The 15,776-nt window shown below is 65.5% G+C and carries 15 protein-coding genes; 12 read left to right on the top strand and 3 right to left on the bottom strand.

Going from position 1 to position 15,776, the window contains the following annotated elements:
* Positions 1 to 2: 2 nt before the first annotated feature.
* The 8 genes from lepB to GOSPT_RS08070 all read left to right on the top strand — a co-directional run bounded on the left by lepB (position 3) and on the right by GOSPT_RS08070 (position 7,116).
* Positions 3 to 869 carry a signal peptidase I gene (gene lepB / locus GOSPT_RS08105; protein ID WP_005204993.1) on the top strand — a complete coding sequence of 289 codons (867 nt, stop codon included), beginning with the start codon at positions 3 to 5 and terminating at the stop codon, positions 867 to 869.
* A gap of 14 nt (positions 870 to 883) precedes the next feature.
* Positions 884 to 1,585: a ribonuclease HII gene (locus GOSPT_RS08100; protein WP_005204991.1), complete on the top strand. Its 702-nt coding sequence runs from the start codon at positions 884 to 886 to the stop codon at positions 1,583 to 1,585.
* Positions 1,582 to 1,893: a DUF2469 domain-containing protein gene (locus GOSPT_RS08095; RefSeq protein ID WP_005176689.1), complete on the top strand. Its 312-nt coding sequence runs from the start codon at positions 1,582 to 1,584 to the stop codon at positions 1,891 to 1,893. The genes GOSPT_RS08100 and GOSPT_RS08095 overlap by 4 nt, the downstream gene beginning before the upstream one ends.
* Before the next feature lie 101 nt (positions 1,894 to 1,994).
* Positions 1,995 to 2,408, top strand: coding sequence for a YraN family protein (locus GOSPT_RS08090; RefSeq protein ID WP_005204989.1), 414 nt, complete (start codon positions 1,995 to 1,997; stop codon positions 2,406 to 2,408).
* Between the two features lie 9 nt (positions 2,409 to 2,417).
* Positions 2,418 to 3,929 (top strand): YifB family Mg chelatase-like AAA ATPase, encoded by a 1,512-nt coding sequence (locus tag GOSPT_RS08085; protein ID WP_005204987.1) that lies wholly within the window; start codon positions 2,418 to 2,420, stop codon positions 3,927 to 3,929.
* A complete protein-coding gene (dprA, locus tag GOSPT_RS08080) occupies positions 3,926 to 5,074 on the top strand; it encodes a DNA-processing protein DprA (protein ID WP_005204986.1) in 1,149 nt (382 codons plus the stop codon). The genes GOSPT_RS08085 and dprA overlap by 4 nt, the downstream gene beginning before the upstream one ends.
* Positions 5,075 to 5,121: 47 nt before the next feature.
* The gene (locus GOSPT_RS08075; protein WP_005204984.1) at positions 5,122 to 5,985 is read left to right on the top strand and encodes a siderophore-interacting protein; all 864 of its coding nucleotides are present in this window, start codon (positions 5,122 to 5,124) and stop codon (positions 5,983 to 5,985) included.
* Positions 5,986 to 6,168: 183 nt separating this feature from the next.
* Positions 6,169 to 7,116, top strand: coding sequence for a tyrosine recombinase XerC (locus GOSPT_RS08070; protein ID WP_005204982.1), 948 nt, complete (start codon positions 6,169 to 6,171; stop codon positions 7,114 to 7,116).
* A gap of 30 nt (positions 7,117 to 7,146) precedes the next feature.
* Here the strand turns inward: GOSPT_RS08070 and GOSPT_RS08065 are convergent, their stop codons facing one another.
* Positions 7,147 to 7,743 carry a M23 family metallopeptidase gene (locus tag GOSPT_RS08065; protein ID WP_005204979.1) on the bottom strand — a complete coding sequence of 199 codons (597 nt, stop codon included), beginning with the start codon at positions 7,741 to 7,743 and terminating at the stop codon, positions 7,147 to 7,149.
* 304 nt (positions 7,744 to 8,047) lie between these two features.
* On the opposite strand from GOSPT_RS08065, the gene rpsB reads away from it, so the two are divergent.
* Together rpsB and tsf are read left to right on the top strand one after the other, a co-directional pair.
* The gene (gene rpsB, locus GOSPT_RS08060) at positions 8,048 to 8,884 is read left to right on the top strand and encodes a 30S ribosomal protein S2 (RefSeq protein ID WP_005204976.1); all 837 of its coding nucleotides are present in this window, start codon (positions 8,048 to 8,050) and stop codon (positions 8,882 to 8,884) included.
* Between the two features lie 98 nt (positions 8,885 to 8,982).
* Positions 8,983 to 9,807: a translation elongation factor Ts gene (tsf, locus tag GOSPT_RS08055; RefSeq protein WP_005204975.1), complete on the top strand. Its 825-nt coding sequence runs from the start codon at positions 8,983 to 8,985 to the stop codon at positions 9,805 to 9,807.
* Positions 9,808 to 9,943: 136 nt separating this feature from the next.
* Here the strand turns inward: tsf and GOSPT_RS08050 are convergent, their stop codons facing one another.
* Entirely contained in the window at positions 9,944 to 11,650 is a 1,707-nt protein-coding gene (locus tag GOSPT_RS08050) for a DHA2 family efflux MFS transporter permease subunit (protein ID WP_005204973.1), read from the bottom strand.
* A 14-nt stretch (positions 11,651 to 11,664) separates the two neighbouring features.
* Entirely contained in the window at positions 11,665 to 13,086 is a 1,422-nt protein-coding gene (locus GOSPT_RS08045; RefSeq protein WP_005204971.1) for a condensation domain-containing protein, read from the bottom strand.
* Positions 13,087 to 13,559: 473 nt separating this feature from the next.
* Here GOSPT_RS08045 and GOSPT_RS08040 point away from each other — a divergent pair, with 473 nt between their 5' ends.
* Together GOSPT_RS08040 and GOSPT_RS08035 are read left to right on the top strand one after the other, a co-directional pair.
* Positions 13,560 to 14,618: an alpha/beta hydrolase gene (locus GOSPT_RS08040; RefSeq protein WP_005204970.1), complete on the top strand. Its 1,059-nt coding sequence runs from the start codon at positions 13,560 to 13,562 to the stop codon at positions 14,616 to 14,618.
* Positions 14,619 to 14,668: 50 nt separating this feature from the next.
* Positions 14,669 to 15,616 (top strand): glucosyl-3-phosphoglycerate synthase, encoded by a 948-nt coding sequence (locus GOSPT_RS08035; protein WP_039855207.1) that lies wholly within the window; start codon positions 14,669 to 14,671, stop codon positions 15,614 to 15,616.
* The last annotated feature ends 160 nt before the right edge of the window (positions 15,617 to 15,776 follow it).

The following is a 15,776-nucleotide window of genomic DNA, read 5'->3' as shown; positions in this document are numbered from 1 at the left end:
ACGTGGCATCCGAACACAGCGCGGCGAATCACTCCGACGCAGACGACGCCCATTCGAGCCCGGCAGATCCTGTCGACCGCCGGTCCGAGGACTCCGAGGAGCGCCCCTGGCGTACCAAGGATGACGACGACGAACCGAAACGGAAACGTGGTTCATGGCTGCGCGAGACGATCATCATCGTCGCGTGCGTTCTGCTGGTGACGTGGATTCTGCAGACCTTCATCGGTCGGCAGTATGTGATCCCGTCGGAGTCGATGGAGTCGACGCTCATCGGATGTCAGGGGTGCACCAACGACCGCATCGTCATCGACAAGCTCGCGTATCGCTTCGGCGATCCGAAGCCCGGCGATGTGGTCGTTTTTCGTGCCCCGACATCGTCGTGGGACGGCGACTGGGAGTCGCCGCGGTCGAGTAATCCCGTCGTTCACGGTCTGCAGAACGGTCTGTCGTGGTTTGGTTTCGCGCCGCCCGACGAGAACGATCTGGTGAAGCGCGTGATCGCCACCGGCGGTCAGACCGTCCAATGTCGCAACTCTGATGGGGTGGGCGTGAAGGTCGACGGCAAGCCGTTGAACGAGCCGTACATCGACAAGAGTCTTCAGTCGCGCGACGTGGCGTCGGGCCAGTCCGGTGAGCCCGACAACCAGGTGACCAGTTGCTACGGTCCCGACTTCGGCCCCATCAAGGTGCCCGACGGCAACCTCTGGGTCATGGGCGACAACCGCGAGTACTCGGCGGATTCGCGTTATCACGTCACCGACGAGCTGCAAGGCACCGTTCCGGTGTCCGACGTCCGCGGCAAGGTGCGCTTCATCATCTACCCCGTGTCGCGGATCGGTGGTGTCGGCTCGATCAACCCGCAGCAGTGAGCAGTCGCAGCGTCGTGGGTTCGTGGCCGCCGAGGTCACCTGTTCGGCGGGCCGCGGGGCTGCGCACTTTCGAGTTCGCGCTGCACCGCGGTGGTCTGGGTCCGGTCGCAGGCGTCGACGAAGCAGGTCGGGGTGCGTGCGCAGGCCCACTGGTGGTCGCCGCATGCGTGCTCAAGCCGACTCAGCTGACGTCGCTGGCTGATCTCGACGATTCCAAACGCCTCTCCGAGGCCACGCGCGAAACCCTCTATCGTGCTGTCACGCGGTATGCCGCGAGCTGGTCGGTTGTCGTCATCGACGCCGACGAGATCGACCGGATCGGTATCCACGTCGCCAATATCGAGGGTATGCGTCGAGCGGTGGCACAACTCGACGTGACACCGGGATACGTCCTCTCCGACGGATTCGCGGTTCCGGGCCTGACCGCGCCGTCGCTCCCGGTGATCGGCGGCGACGGCGCGGCGGCATGCATCGCTGCCGCCAGCATCCTCGCGAAGGTCACACGCGACCGGATCATGGTCGCGATGGACGACGAGGTTCCCGGCTACGACTTCGCGATCCACAAGGGCTACAGCACCGCGCATCACATGGCATGCCTCGACGCGCATGGCCCCTCCCACCAGCACCGGATGTCGTATCGCAACGTCGCGGCCCGACGTCGCCGACCCCGACCAGACCTCCCGCCAGAACCCGATCGCGATAGGCTTGCACGATGAGCGCTGAGGATCTCGAGAAGTACGAAACCGAGATGGAGTTGTCCCTGTATCGGGAGTACAAGGACATCGTCGGCCAGTTCACCTACGTGGTGGAGACCGAGCGGCGCTTCTACCTTGCCAATGCCGTGGAGATGGTCCCGCGCAATACCGATGGCGAGGTGTACTTCGAGCTCCGCATGAGCGACGCCTGGGTCTGGGACATGTACCGACCAGCTCGATTCGTCAAGCAGGTGCGGGTGATCACGTTCAAGGACGTCAACATCGAGGAACTCGAGAAGCCCGAGCTGCGGCTGCCAGACGAGCCGTGAGGGTCATGACCGTCTGTCCACAGGTGGCGGTCGCTCCACAACCTAGGCACTGATCCCGGTTCTCTCGCTGTCTCGTCGTCGTCGTCGGCCACTGTTGTGGCATGAGAAGCGAGTCGTCGGAGCGGCGTCCGGATCGGCGGGCCTTCATCGGGCAGCTGGGTGAAGATCTGGCAGCCAGATATGTCATCGGTCTGGGTTGGTCTGTCCTGGAACGGAATTGGCGTTGTCGGTATGGCGAGATCGATCTGATCGCCAACGACAACGATGACTTTGACCCGACGCTGGTCGTCGTCGAGGTCAAGACGAGGGCCAGTCGGGTGTTCGGCGATCCCGCGCAGGCGGTGACCGCCGACAAGTTGTCGCGCCTGCGCCGATTGACACGGATCTGGCTCACCGAGCAGGAGATGTACTGGCCGTCCATCCGATTCGACGTGATCTCGGTACAACTCGATTCACGCTATCCCGATCGCACAGAGTTCGCTGCGTTGCGCCACCACAGTGGCGTATTCGAGTAGGGACGTGCGATGTCGTTGGGGCGTTGTCATTCGGTTGGTCTGAACGCTTTTGAGGCAGGCGTGATCGAGGTGCAGGCATCTCTGAGTCAGGGGTTGCCGGGCTTTTCGTTGTCGGGCAACGTCGATTCGTCGTTGCGAGAGGCGCGCGACCGGGTGCGGGCCGCCATCTCGAATTCGGGGGTCAAGTTCCCCGAGAAGAAGGTGACGGTCAACCTGGCGCCCGCGGAGATGCCCAAGAGCGGGTCGGGACACGATCTGGCCCTTGCAGTTTCGATACTTGCCGCGACGGACGCTGTTCCCACGTCGAGGTTGGGCGGGACGATCTTTCTGGGCGAGCTGGCGCTCGACGGACGTCTCCGTCCGGTGCGCGGCGTGCTTCCGGCGGTGATCGAGGCGCGCAACGCGGGTTTCGCTCGTGCAGTCGTGCCGATCGAGTCGGTTGGTGAGGCGACCCTCGTGCGCGATATCGAGGTCGGCGGCGCGCATTCGCTGTCTGAGGTGGCCTCGTGGCTGCGCGGCGAGTGTGTGCTGGACACGGTGTGTGAGATCAAGGCGCTCCCCGCGGATCCGATCGCCGACATGGCCGATGTGATCGGTCAGAGCGAGGCGCGCCACGTACTCGAAATCGCCGCTGCCGGTGCACATCACGTCATGATGACCGGCCCACCGGGTATCGGGAAGACGATGCTGGCCCGCCGACTTCCGGGCATTCTCCCGCCCCTCGAGGAGGAGGAATCACTGGAGGTCACCGCACTTCACTCGATCGCGGGACGGTTGCGTCCGGGCCAGCCGCTGATCACGTCGCCACCGTTTGTGGCCCCACACCACAGCACCTCGACCACAGCCCTGGTCGGTGGCGGTACCGGCATCGCGCGGCCCGGAGCGGTATCGCTGGCACATCGAGGAATTCTCTTCCTCGATGAGTGTGCCGAGATGGGGCCCAAAGTGCTTGACTCCCTGCGACAACCACTCGAAGAGGGAGAGGTGCGGATCAGTCGTCGCGACGGGGTTGCCACCTATCCGGCGCGCTTCCAGCTGCTTCTCGCCGCGAATCCGTGTGCCTGTGCCCCGGTGCACGACGTCGACTGTGTCTGCAGCGCGGTCGTGCGGCGGCGCTATCTGGGCAAGCTGTCCGGACCGCTGATGGACCGTGTCGATCTGCGGGTGCAGATGGAGCCGCCGGGAAACGCCGCGCTGATGATGGCAGCGGAGGAGTCGAGCGCCGACATCCGGGCAAGGGTGACCGCCGCTCGTTCCGCGGCAATAGAACGCTGGCGTGAACACGGCTGGCGAACCAACTCCGAAGTGCCCGGTTCGGCACTGCGACAACAGTTTCGGCTGTCACCCAAGGCCCTTCGGCCCGTCGACGTCTGTGTTCGGGAGGGGCGCGTAACAACGCGGGGCGTCGATCGGGCTTTGCGGGTCGCGTGGACTTTGGCCGACTTGCGCGGTGGCGACGTACCGACCGAAACCGATGTGGCGCAAGCACTTCTGTACCGAGACCGAGGGGGATTTCGATGACCGTGTACGCCGACACCCACCACAACGATGAGCTGCTGCGTGCGTGGGCCTATCTGAGTGCTGTGGCCGAACCTCCGTGTTCTTCCATCCGACATCTCGTCGACGACATCGGAGCAGAGGCCGCGGCCGACGCCATTCGTCGTCGACGGGTACCGAGCGGTCACGAGGCGGTTCTGGGTCCGACAAGCGCTCGAGCCGAGAGTTGCACTCCCGCCAAGGATCTCGACACCGCGCACGCGGTTGATGCTCGCTTGATCACGTCCGACGACTCCGAATGGCCCGCCTGGTCGTTGCTTCCGTTGACGCGACTCGAGCCGAATGTGCACGGCGACGAACCCATCGCACTCTGGGTGCGCGGCCCAGCGCGCCTCGACGAAGTCGCGGCCGCTTCGATTGCGCTCGTCGGGTCGCGAGCGGCGTCGTCGTACGGCGAGCACGTCACCGGGAAGCTCTCCAGCGAGCTGTGTGCGCAGGGGTGGGCTGTTGTCTCGGGTGGTGCCTATGGCGTCGACGGCGCCGCGCATCGTGCCGCGCTCGCATCGGCAGGCATCACCGTGGCGGTCCTTGCCTGCGGGATCGACCGTGACTATCCGGCGGGACATGCCCGGCTGCTCGCCGAGATCGCGGGCAGCGGAGCCGTGGTGTCCGAGTACGCGCCGGGCACCACGGCCGCACGGCACCGGTTCCTCACGAGAAATCGGTTGGTCGCGGCGCTGTCGTCGGCGACGGTTGTCGTCGAGGCGGGCAAGAGGTCGGGCGCTGCGAACACGGCGGCGTGGGCGCGCGCGATAGACCGACCGGTCGGCGCGATTCCGGGGCCGGTCACATCGGCGACGTCGGTGGGCTGCCATCGCCTGATCGCCGATGGGCTCGGCGTGCTCGTGACCGACGCGGCGTCGGTCATCACACTGGCGGTACCCGACGGAGGCGGCGACCCCGGACGCGGTCGCGACAGGCCCACCGACACGCTGACCGACGACGAAAAGCGGGTCCACGACGCGATTCCCGGTCAGGGGAGTGCAACGATCACCGAGATCTCGTTCGCCGCGGGCCTCGACGTCGGTATCGTTCGTGCTGCGCTCGCGGGACTGGAGATTGCAGGTCTGATCGCCGGCGACGGTGCGGGATGGAGACTCGCGATTTAGGTAACCCTAATTCGAGTGGCGTAAGCTGGAACGCATTAGGAGGTTTCATGGCAAAGCGCGTGAATTCGATGACGGTGCTCCGGCGAGAGCAGATCACACCCCACATGGTGAGGCTCTATCTGGGTGGTGACGGCTTCGGCGATTTCGCCGTGGCACTACCGCCACGGGACGAGCGCGACACCGACATGTACGTGAAGTTGATCTTCATGCCCGACGGTGTCGACTTCCCGGACGACTTCGACCCGAGGGCGTCGCGGTCGCTACCGCCGGAACAGCAGCCCGTGTTGCGCACGTACACCATTCGCACTGTCGACGAGGACGCGCGCGAGATCGCAATCGACTTCGTGGTGCACGGCGACGAGGGCATCGCCGGTCCCTGGGCCGCGACGGTTGCTCCCGGTTCCACCGTGCACTTCCTCGGTCCGGGTAGTGGCTACCGCCCCGACAACGACGCCGCATGGCACCTGCTGGCCGCGGACGAAGCAGGCCTTCCCGCGCTGGCCGCGGCCGTCGAGTCGTTGCCCGAGGGTGCGATCGCGAAAGCGTTCATCGAGGTCGCAGGCCCCGACGATGAGGTTCCGCTCGACGTACCGTCCGGCGTGCAGATCACCTGGGTCCATCGCGGCGGTCCTGCGGGCGAGGTGTCCGACGACCGCGCGGGTGACAACGCCCCGCTGATCGCGGCGGTGCGCGAGACCGACTGGCTCGACGGCGAACCGCACGTCTTCATCCACGGCGAGGCGCAGGCCGTCATGCACAACCTGCGCGGCTATGTGCGCAAGGAGCGTGGCGTGAGCGCAGCGAGGGCGTCGATTTCCGGCTACTGGCGACGGGGCCGTACGGAAGAGGGTTTCCGGCAGTGGAAGTCCGATCTGCGTGCCGAGGAGGAGGGCGCGGGCGTCAACGGTTGAAGAGCGACGGCCGGTCGGGTGGCCGGACGGCTGCCCCGCCTGCGTGGCAGCCGTTGACGCAGGGGTCAGAGCCCCGAACGCCAAGGCGACGATCTGACCCCGTGACGATCTGACCCCGTGACAATCTGACAACGACGCGCGTGTGCGGTTGCGTATACGCGCGTCGTTCGTTGTCATCGATCGATGACCATGTCCGTGCTCGACGACTTCGCCGACCATCTGCGACACGAGCGCGGCCGCAGTGAGCACACCATCCGCGCGTACCTGTCGGATGTGCGAGGCCTGATCGCGTTCGCGGGCGCCAGAGGAGTTCCCGTCGGCGACATCGATCTGGCACTACTGAGGTCCTGGCTGGCCGAACACACTCGGCGCGGCGCGGCCCGAACCACCGTCGCGCGTCAGGTGTCGTCGGCAAAGACGTTCTGCGCCTGGGCCTCCAGAGAACAGATACTCGGCGACGATCCGTCGACCCGACTGCAGGCACCCAAAGCACATCGCACACTGCCACCGATCCTCGCGCCCGACGAGGCGGCCGCCGCGATTGCCGCTGCGGGGAAGCAGAGCCCCGCATCGGAGACCGATGCCGACGGAGGCGAAGAAGCCGTGTCGCTTGGCGAGAGCGACGAGCCCCTTGCGCTGCGAGACATCGCGATTCTGGAGTTGTTGTACGCCACGGGGATTCGCGTTGGCGAGTTGTGCGGGCTGAACATCGCGGACATCGATGGCCACCGCCGGGTGGTGCGCGTGATCGGGAAGGGCAACAAAGAGCGCACGGTGCCCTACGGGGCGCCCGCGGCGAAAGCCGTGGCCCGCTGGCTCCGCGACGGACGACCGTCGTTGGTGGGTCCACGATCAGGAGAAGCACTGTTGCTCGGTGCGCGCGGCGGACGCCTCGATCAGCGCATGGCTCGCAGCGTCGTGCACCGGGCCGTCGAGGCCGCGGGCGGGCCGTCGATGGGGCCCCACGGTCTCCGACATTCCGCCGCGACCCACCTCCTCGAGGGCGGGGCCGATCTCCGTGTGGTGCAGGAACTCCTCGGCCACGCGTCGTTGGCGACGACGCAGCTCTACACGCACGTCAGCGTCGAACGTCTGCGTGCGGCCCACCGTCAGGCGCATCCGCGGGCGTGATCCGGGAGAATCCCGAAAAGCCTTGGCGCGTCAGCCGTCGAGCGGTTTGAGGCGCACCCGTACCGCGCCGAGTAGTCCGAGCGGGTCGACGTAGTCGGCGCTGCGCCCCGCGCCGCGTCGTGCGCCCCAATGCACGCAGGCGGTCGTCGGACATCCGGGGTGTCCGCCAAGCGCTGTCCCAATGGATGCCCCGCGACTCACACGATCTCCGCGCCGAACCGTGGGGCGGACCGGCTCGTAGGTGGTGATCAGGCCGTCGGCATGCTGGATCGACACCGTCGACTTGCCGCCGACCTCGCCCGCGAACCGGACCACCCCGTCGCCTGCCGCGAGAACCGGCGTGCCCTCGACGACGGCGAGGTCGACGCCACGGTGGCCCGCGTGCCACCGCTGATCCGGCTCGTCGAATCCGGTGACCACCGTCGGCTTGGGAGCGAGCGGCGCGGTGTAGGTGGGCGGACGGGCGGCGGCAAGCGATGGAACGCCCAGCAGAAGTGCGCTGGTCAGGGCGATGTCGGTGAGGACGACGAGCAGTCGTCGAACAATCGGGAGGCGCCCGGTTAGGTCGTCGGAGTGTGAGTTGGTCGGCTCGTCGTCGGTGGTCGTGTCGACTCTGTGGGTGTCCATGCCGACTCTGACGCGCGCGCGACGCGGAAAGCTCCCTTGCCGCGAAAGAATTCTTCAAAGGTGGGCCGTGCAGGAGGCGTTTTGGGTTCTGAACTGCGGCGGCGTAAGCTGATGGGGCATCTCATCCGCGGATGAGGTGACTTCGCGCGCCTGCATCAGGCAATGCACCACGGCGACCACGGTCGCGTGTGAGAGCCGACAAACTCGCGCGGGCGGTCCCGGACACCCGGGTCCGCGCGACGCAGGCGCCAGGATCGTCATCACCCGATGGCGATGTCAACTGCACACAAAGGACAGAAGACTCATGGCTGTCGTAACCATGAAGCAGCTGCTCGACAGCGGCGCACACTTCGGGCATCAGACCCGCCGTTGGAACCCGAAGATGAAGCGATTCATCTTCACCGACCGCAACGGCATCTACATCATCGATCTGCAGCAGACGCTGACCTACATCGACAAGGCCTACGAGTTCGTGAAGGAGACCGTCGCCCACGGCGGCACCATCCTGTTCGTCGGCACCAAGAAGCAGGCTCAGGAGTCGATCGCCGCTGAGGCCACCCGCGTCGGCATGCCCTACGTGAACCAGCGCTGGCTCGGCGGCATGCTCACCAACTTCCAGACCGTCCACAAGCGTCTGCAGCGTCTCAAGGAACTCGAGACCATGGAGCAGACCGGCGGTTTCGAGGGTCGCACCAAGAAAGAAATCCTGATGCTGACCCGCGAGAAGAACAAGCTCGAGCGGACACTCGGCGGTATCCGGGATATGGCCAAGGTGCCTTCTGCCATTTGGGTGGTGGACACCAACAAGGAGCACATTGCTGTCGGTGAGGCACGCAAGCTCAACATCCCGGTCATCGCGATCCTCGACACCAACTGCGATCCCGACCTCGTCGACTACCCGATCCCGGGTAACGACGACGCGATCCGCAGTGCTGCACTGCTCACCCGCGTCGTGGCTTCGGCCGTCGCCGAGGGTGTTCAGGCTCGCGCAGGCCAGGCATCCTCGGACGCCAAGCCCGACGCCGCCGCAGGCGAGCCGCTCGCCGAGTGGGAGCAGGAACTGCTGACCCAGGCTGCCGCACCGGCAGCAGAGGTTGCTGCCGAGGCTCCCGCCGCAACGGAGCCGCCCGCTACCGCCTGACGCGCGTAGCCGATAGCCACCGGCGGGTGCTCGCAGGATCCCTCCGGATTCTGCGAGCACCCGCACCGTTTAACCCACTTGAAGGAGGCTCGCCAACGATGGCGAACTACACCGCAGCCGATGTGAAGCGTCTCCGTGAGCTCACCGGTTCAGGCATGTTGGACTGCAAGAAGGCCCTCGAGAACAACGACGGCGACTTCGACAAGGCTGTCGAGGAACTCCGTATCAAGGGTGCCAAGGACGTGGGCAAGCGCGCAGAGCGCTCCACCGCCGAAGGCCTCGTCGCCGCCAAGGGTGGCGCGATGATCGAGCTCAACTCCGAGACAGACTTCGTCGCGAAGAACGCCGAGTTCCAGGCGCTCGCCGACCAGGTTCTCGATTCCGCTCTGGTCGCAAAGACCAGCGACATCGAGGAGCTCAAGGCAGCCAAGCTCGGTGACGGCACCGTCGCCGATGCCGTGCAGGCGCTCTCGGCCAAGATCGGCGAGAAGCTCGAACTGCGTCGTGTCGTCTACTACGACGGACCTGTCGCCGTGTACCTGCACAAGCGTGCATCCGACCTGCCTCCCGCCGTCGGCGTTCTCGTGTCCTACGACGGCGACGGCGATGCCGCTGCCGAGGCCGCGCGCAATGCCGCACAGCAGGTTGCCGCTCTCAAGGCGCGTTACGCCACTCGCGACGAGGTCCCCGCTGACGTCGTCGAGAACGAGCGTCGTATCGCCGAGGAGACCGCCAAGGCAGAAGGCAAGCCGGAGAAGGCTCTGCCGAAGATCGTCGAAGGCCGTCTGACCGGATTCTTCAAGGATTCGGTCCTCATCGACCAGCCGTTCGTGAAGGACTCCAAGAAGACCGTCAAGAACGTTCTCGACGAGGCGGGCGCCACCGTCAAGGCGTTCACCCGCTTCGAGGTCGGCCAGTCCTAAAGCACTGGCGCCAACTGAAGGCGTAAGGCACGACCACCACCGCCCGCATCCGAAATCGGATGCGGGCGTCGGGTTTCGTGAGCCGTCCTGCTTGTTGGTTGCGGCAGTCTTTTGGTTGCTACCCGACTGCTGGGCGCTACTGCGGCTGTTGGTCGCCACTGCGACGCCCGAGCGCGAGCGACAGTACAGCGATCACACAGCCGAGGATCGCGAGCACCCAGAGGGTCGCGCGGAATGCGCCCATGAAACTCTGTGCCGCGACGTGCCGGCCCGCTGTCTTGAGTTCCGGCGCCGCCTGCCTTGCGACAGTGGCGGCCACGCCCTGCTGGGCAGACCCCGACGTCGAGCAACCCGGTGCGGGAGTTTCGGGATGCGCCGAGCTCAGTTGAGCCGACGCGCAGTCGGCGAAACGGTCGGCCACCGCACCGCGGAACATCGGGTCGACGTCGGTGTTCTCGAGCGCTGCAGACAATCCGGCGCGCGCGGCGGGAACCGCCTCGACCGACTGGGCCGAGACCTGACCGAAGAAGAAGATCGTGACCACAGCCAGTCCGATCGAGGCGCCGATCTGCTGCACCGTCGGTACACAGCCCGACGCGGAGCCGATGTTCTGGTCGTTCGTGTCGGAGAGGATCGCCGTCTGCAGTGGAGCGATGAAGAATCCCGTGCCGATACCGCCGACGACGAGCGGCGCGATGACGGCCGCCACCGACAAGGACGCGGTCTGTGGCTCCAATTCTGCTGCGAGCCAGGCGAGTCCCGCCGACAAGATCAGGACACCGAGGCACAGTGTGCGTGCCGGCCCGAGCCGACGAACCACAAGCGGCGAACCGACGGAACCCGCGGCCGCCCCGATCGCGAATGGAAGTGCGAGCAGCCCGGTGCGCAACGCCGAATAGCCGAGGCCGAACTGGGTCGCGACCGACACCGTGAAAAAGAACCCCGCGAAGACGCTGAAGAACAGCAGCGAGAGAAGCAGCCCCACGGAGAATCGTCGAGACGCGAAGAGATCGAGTCGGAGCAGGGGAGCGCCTCCGCTGCGGAGCAGACGACGTTCGACGACGACGAACAGGCCCAACAGGACCACTGCCGCACCCATCATGGCCCACAGACGCGGTGGCCAGTTCTGCTCGCGGCCCACCGCCAGCGGGTAGAGCAGCAGGAACAGGCCGGCGGTCGACAGCGCCACACCGACCAGATCGAGCCGCGGCGGGTCGGCGTCGCGCATCTGCGGAAGTCGACGGCCCGCGAGCACGCATGCCACGATGCCGATCGGAACATTGACGAAGAAGATCGCGCGCCATCCCCAACCGAACAGATCCCCGGTCACCAGGAGTCCGCCGAGGACCGGTCCCAACATGGCGGCCAGTCCCGCGACCGCGCCGTAGATGCCGAAGACCGCGCCGTGGCGCGACTTGGGGAACAACGCAGCGATCAGCGCCAACGTCTGTGCCGACATCAGCGCTGCGCTCATGCCCTGGGCGCCGCGGCAGATGATCAGCTCGAGCGGGCTGCGGGCCAGGCCGCACAGCACGGACGTGACCGTGAACGCGACCATCGCGAAGATGAACATGCGACGTCGACCGAGGCGACCACCCAGCGTCGCAGCAGTCAGGAGCGTGCATGCGAAGGCCAGCGTGTACACGCTCAGGACGAACAACTGCTCCGACGTCGACGCGCCGAGGTCGACGGTGAGGTCGGGGAGCGCGATGTTGACGATCGTCGTGTCCAGCATCTGCATGAACACGCCGAGGAGGCACCCTGCCAGCGCGAGCCACGCGGCCCGTGTCGGTGTGTCGGGTGCCGCATTCGACGACACCACAGGGGTGGTGTTGGCAGCCACGCGGCTACGACCGATCAGTTCGCGGCGGCTGGTTCGGGCCGGTAATCGCCCTGGTCGGCCACTGCTCGCATGATCTTCTTGACCTTCTCGGTGTAGAGCGCGAGCGAGTCGCGGCCCTCGTCGGTGTCGGGGAACAGGAAGGTCATCGACGTCTGATCGTTGAACCTGTTGACCCACATGAAGACCTCTTCGCTACTGCCGCGATTGCCGTAGAGACAGCCGTTGATGGCATCGAAGAGGTCGACTCCGGGAAGCTTGCGGACGTCGATGTAGGAGAACATCGGCACCGTCCACCCCACGGGGATGTCGACGGCGTCGTCGTCGGAGACCAACTGCGCCACCCGGTGCAGCGACACGTCGGTCAGATCCTTGCCAGCCTTGTAGCTCTGTCCTGCCAGGGCTGCGACATCGGTGAAGTTGGCACCGGGCGCGACCGCGATCGGCACGGGAATGAGGCTGGTGAACCATCCGACGGAGTTCAGTTCGGGACCGACGGCACGGGTGCTCTTCGGTGTCATCGCGAGATACTCTGCGGCACCGGTGAACTCGCAGTACGCAATGGCGGCCACCGCGAGGAGCCCCGCGGTCATGTTGGCGCCGTTCTCCTTGCAGATCTTCTCGAATCGTTGAGCGGCCGACTCGTCGAAGACGCTCTCCGTCAGATGCCCACTGCGTGTATAGCCCTCGGATTCCGTGCCCAGCGGCAGTGGGAAGTGTGGTAGTTCGCCATCATTGTTCCGGATCAATTCGATCCACCGGCGCACCTCGGGTGACTGCGCGGTCAGGTCGCGAGAGACGCTGCGCTCATGCTCGCAGTAACGGAGATAGCTACCTATCTCGGGAACCGGGTTCTTGAGTCCGAATGCTTCATTGGAATACAGGGTGATCAGTTCGACGCATGTCAGCGCCTGCGAAATACCGTCGGTATTGAGATGGTCGACGGCTGCGTAGAGGGTAAAGCCGCCATCCCATTCGATTGTTCCGAATGTGAAACAGTTCCAGTGAAATGGACCCGGTGTGATGTCCGAAATGAGAGCCCGGATCTCTTCTGCCGTCCCGACGGTGCCGTGGTCGGTCGCCGACAGCTCGACGATCTCGGGATCGACGACGTGCCGGGCGATCGATCCGTCCTTCTCCGCCGAGAACCAGGAGAGGTAGGTGTCGTGTCTGCGCAGGAACGTCGTGACCGCACGCTCGAGTGCGCCTCGATCAAGAGGCGTCTGGAAGTCGAAGGCTTCCAGACAAAGTCGCGAGAAACGGAATCCGGCGGACTCGTTGCGCAGTGCGGCTTTAAGGTATTCCTCTTGCTGATGTGACGCGGGTACCGGATGAACTGGTGCCTGTGCTCCTGCGGCGATTGCCTCGGGGGAGAGTGTCCAGCTCGTCACCGTTCCTACGCGGGGCTGCCACTCATCGATCAGGCCGAACTTGACCATCAGGTAATACCTCAATTCACTCTGGCGGTGGATGAGTGTGGACCCCGATTTCCCCTCACCTCACGACGGAAAATGACACGTCATGCAATATTGCAGCGACGGTACCGTAACAGGCTAATTGCCGCAATTGGCGGGGTGGCCTCGCGCGGGCAGTGAAAACCGTTGTCAGTCAAGTGAACTGAAGTGGGTCAAAAGACCAACACGTACATTTTCGCGACCGTGGGTATTGGGTCAAAAGACCAACTTTCCGGTCTTTCTTCAATTGGTGGACAACCAGTTATCGCGTACGGCACACTGCCGCATCGGGGGTCCTTCGCCGCTTATTTCGTGATCACAGATGTTCCGACTGCGAAGCGGGTGTCACGCGCGGGGCGAGGTGAAAGTCGGGTCGTGTCGATTCGAGTCGCGAGCGTGTGCATGGCCGGCGGCGATGGTCGCGGTACGTGCCAGATGGTGAATGTGGGGAGATTCGAGTGAAGTCAGCAAGGCTGAACGCCGACGTGGCGGCGTGTCGTGACAGGGCGCGCAGCAGACGCGCCCTGCGCACATGTGTCGTCGCGATCGCATCCGCGGCGTGTGCGCTCAGTGGCGCCGTTGTCGCGGGGCCGGAGGCGTCGGCCGAGCAGGGCGGAGCCCGCATCGTGTCGGAGAACGTCGTTGCTCCGACTGAGATCGACGTCGAGGTGGCTTCACCTGCGATGCGACGTCCGGTTCCGGTGAAAGTCATTCCCGCACGTAGCGGCGCGGCAGCTCCCACGCTCTACCTACTCAACGGTGCCGCGGGCGGCGAAGGTGGCAGCAGTTGGTTCGACCAGACCGATATCCGGACTTTCTTTGCGCACGAGGATGTGAACGTGGTCGTGCCGATGGGTGGTGCGGCGAGTTACTTCACCGATTGGCAGCGCACCGATCCCAAGCTGGGTGTGCAGAAATGGGCCACCTTCCTCACCGAGGAGCTTCCCTCGGTCGTCGACAAGCGGTTCAACGGCAACGGGCGCAATGCCATCGCCGGGATCTCCATGGCCGGTACATCGGTGTTCCAGCTGTCATTGCACGCGCCGACGCTGTATCGCGCACTCGGGTCGTTCAGCGGTTGTGCCCAGACCAGCGATCCGGCAGGCCAGGCGGCGGTTCGGTTGGTCGTGGAAGGCCGCGGTGGCGGCAACACGGTGAACATGTGGGGTCCGCCGACGGCTCCGGCGTGGCGCGACAACGATCCCTACCTGCACGTCGAGCAGTTCCGGGGCAAGTCCGTCTACGTCTCCAACGGTTCGGGGGTGCCCGGTCGCTACGACACGATCAACGGTCCCGGCATCGACGGCAACGGGCAGAAGCTCGCCGAGCAGGTCGCTGTCGGCGCGGTCATCGAGACGGCAACCGATCAGTGTTCGCGGAACCTGGAGCGGCGGATGCGCGAGTTGGGCGTACCCGCGACCTTCCACTTCTATGAGGGCGGTACCCACGCCTGGCCGTACTGGCAGGACGAGCTGCACCGGGCATGGCCGCAGTTCAAGGCGGCGCTGACGCGATGAGCGGGCAGCACTCGGTCAACGCGGCGTCGAATGCCGACGCTGCGTCGTCGATGACGATTTCGACGTCGGAGGGGTCGGCCACCTGGCTGGAGTCCAACACGTGGGAACGTCCTGATTTCTCGGTCGAGGAACTCGTCGAAGCGAAAGCCGGGCGGACGATCTCCGTCGTCCTGCCTGCCCTCAACGAAGAACGGACGGTCGGCAGCGTCGTCGAAGCCATCCTGCCGCTGGTCGGCACGTTGGTCGACGAACTCGTGGTGGTCGACTCCGGGTCCACCGATTCGACGATCGAGGTCGCGCGTGCGGCCGGAGCAAGGGTGGAGACGCGGGAGTCCGCACTCGAGGGCATCCCGGTTGCCGACGGGAAGGGTGAGGTGCTGTGGCGTTCGTTGGCGACGACGACCGGCGACCTCGTCGCGTTCGTCGACAGCGACCTCGTCGACCCGGATCCGACGTATGTGCCCAAGCTGGTCGGACCGCTCCTCACCACGCCCGACCTGCAGCTGGTGAAGGGCTACTACCGGCGTCCCCTCATGGGCGTCGACGGGGTCGATCCGTCGGGCGGGGGACGGGTCACCGAGCTCACCGTGCGGCCGCTGATCGCGGCATTGTGTCCGCAACTGTGCGGGTTGATACAGCCGCTCGCGGGTGAGTACGCCGCGACACGAGAACTGCTGACCTCCATCCCGTTCGCCCCCGGTTACGGAGTCGAGATCGGAATCGTGCTCGACACCCTTGCCCGCCACGGCATCGATGCCATCGGTCAGGTCAACCTCGGGCTGCGGATACATCGCAATCGTCCCCTTCACGAACTGGGGCCGATGTCCCGTCAGATCGTCGCAGCATTCCTGTCGCGAGTGGGTATCGCGGATTCCGGGAGCCCACTTGTCGCGTTCGTGATGGAGGGCGACGGTGTGCACAGTCCACGTCGGTCGTATCCGGTCCTCGACGACAGGCCTGCGTTGCGGAGCCTGTTCGCGGCCGCTCATCGGCGCTGAGCTGCTCGTTCACCTCCACGTCACTCTGTGTTGACCTGTCGTGCCCGCGTCGGCAGGGTCCGAGTCGCGCTCGACCGGAGTGCCGATCGGCGACCGCGATCACGAGGACCGCGACGTCCCCATAAGATGGACGAGGCGAACCGACGAGTTGAGGATGTTG

The sequence above is a fragment of the Gordonia sputi NBRC 100414 genome (genome assembly GCF_000248055.1).
GTDB classification, from domain to species: domain Bacteria; phylum Actinomycetota; class Actinomycetes; order Mycobacteriales; family Mycobacteriaceae; genus Gordonia; species Gordonia sputi.
Note: the sequence above shows the minus strand (reverse complement) of the source record. Positions and strands in the feature narration are given on the sequence as shown.

What these genes read in the sequence shown, in the direction of transcription:
- GOSPT_RS08065 (WP_005204979.1), bottom strand. Translation starts at nt 7,743, where the DNA reads ATGGACACCCACAGAGTCGACACGACCACCGACGACGAGCCGACCAAC.
- GOSPT_RS08090 (WP_005204989.1), top strand. Translation starts at nt 1,995, where the DNA reads ATGAGAAGCGAGTCGTCGGAGCGGCGTCCGGATCGGCGGGCCTTCATC.
- dprA (WP_005204986.1), top strand. Translation starts at nt 3,926, where the DNA reads ATGACCGTGTACGCCGACACCCACCACAACGATGAGCTGCTGCGTGCG.
- tsf (WP_005204975.1), top strand. Translation starts at nt 8,983, where the DNA reads ATGGCGAACTACACCGCAGCCGATGTGAAGCGTCTCCGTGAGCTCACC.
- GOSPT_RS08045 (WP_005204971.1), bottom strand. Translation starts at nt 13,086, where the DNA reads ATGGTCAAGTTCGGCCTGATCGATGAGTGGCAGCCCCGCGTAGGAACG.
- GOSPT_RS08070 (WP_005204982.1), top strand. Translation starts at nt 6,169, where the DNA reads ATGACCATGTCCGTGCTCGACGACTTCGCCGACCATCTGCGACACGAG.
- GOSPT_RS08075 (WP_005204984.1), top strand. Translation starts at nt 5,122, where the DNA reads ATGGCAAAGCGCGTGAATTCGATGACGGTGCTCCGGCGAGAGCAGATC.
- GOSPT_RS08035 (WP_039855207.1), top strand. Translation starts at nt 14,669, where the DNA reads ATGACGATTTCGACGTCGGAGGGGTCGGCCACCTGGCTGGAGTCCAAC.
- GOSPT_RS08095 (WP_005176689.1), top strand. Translation starts at nt 1,582, where the DNA reads ATGAGCGCTGAGGATCTCGAGAAGTACGAAACCGAGATGGAGTTGTCC.
- rpsB (WP_005204976.1), top strand. Translation starts at nt 8,048, where the DNA reads ATGGCTGTCGTAACCATGAAGCAGCTGCTCGACAGCGGCGCACACTTC.
- GOSPT_RS08085 (WP_005204987.1), top strand. Translation starts at nt 2,418, where the DNA reads ATGTCGTTGGGGCGTTGTCATTCGGTTGGTCTGAACGCTTTTGAGGCA.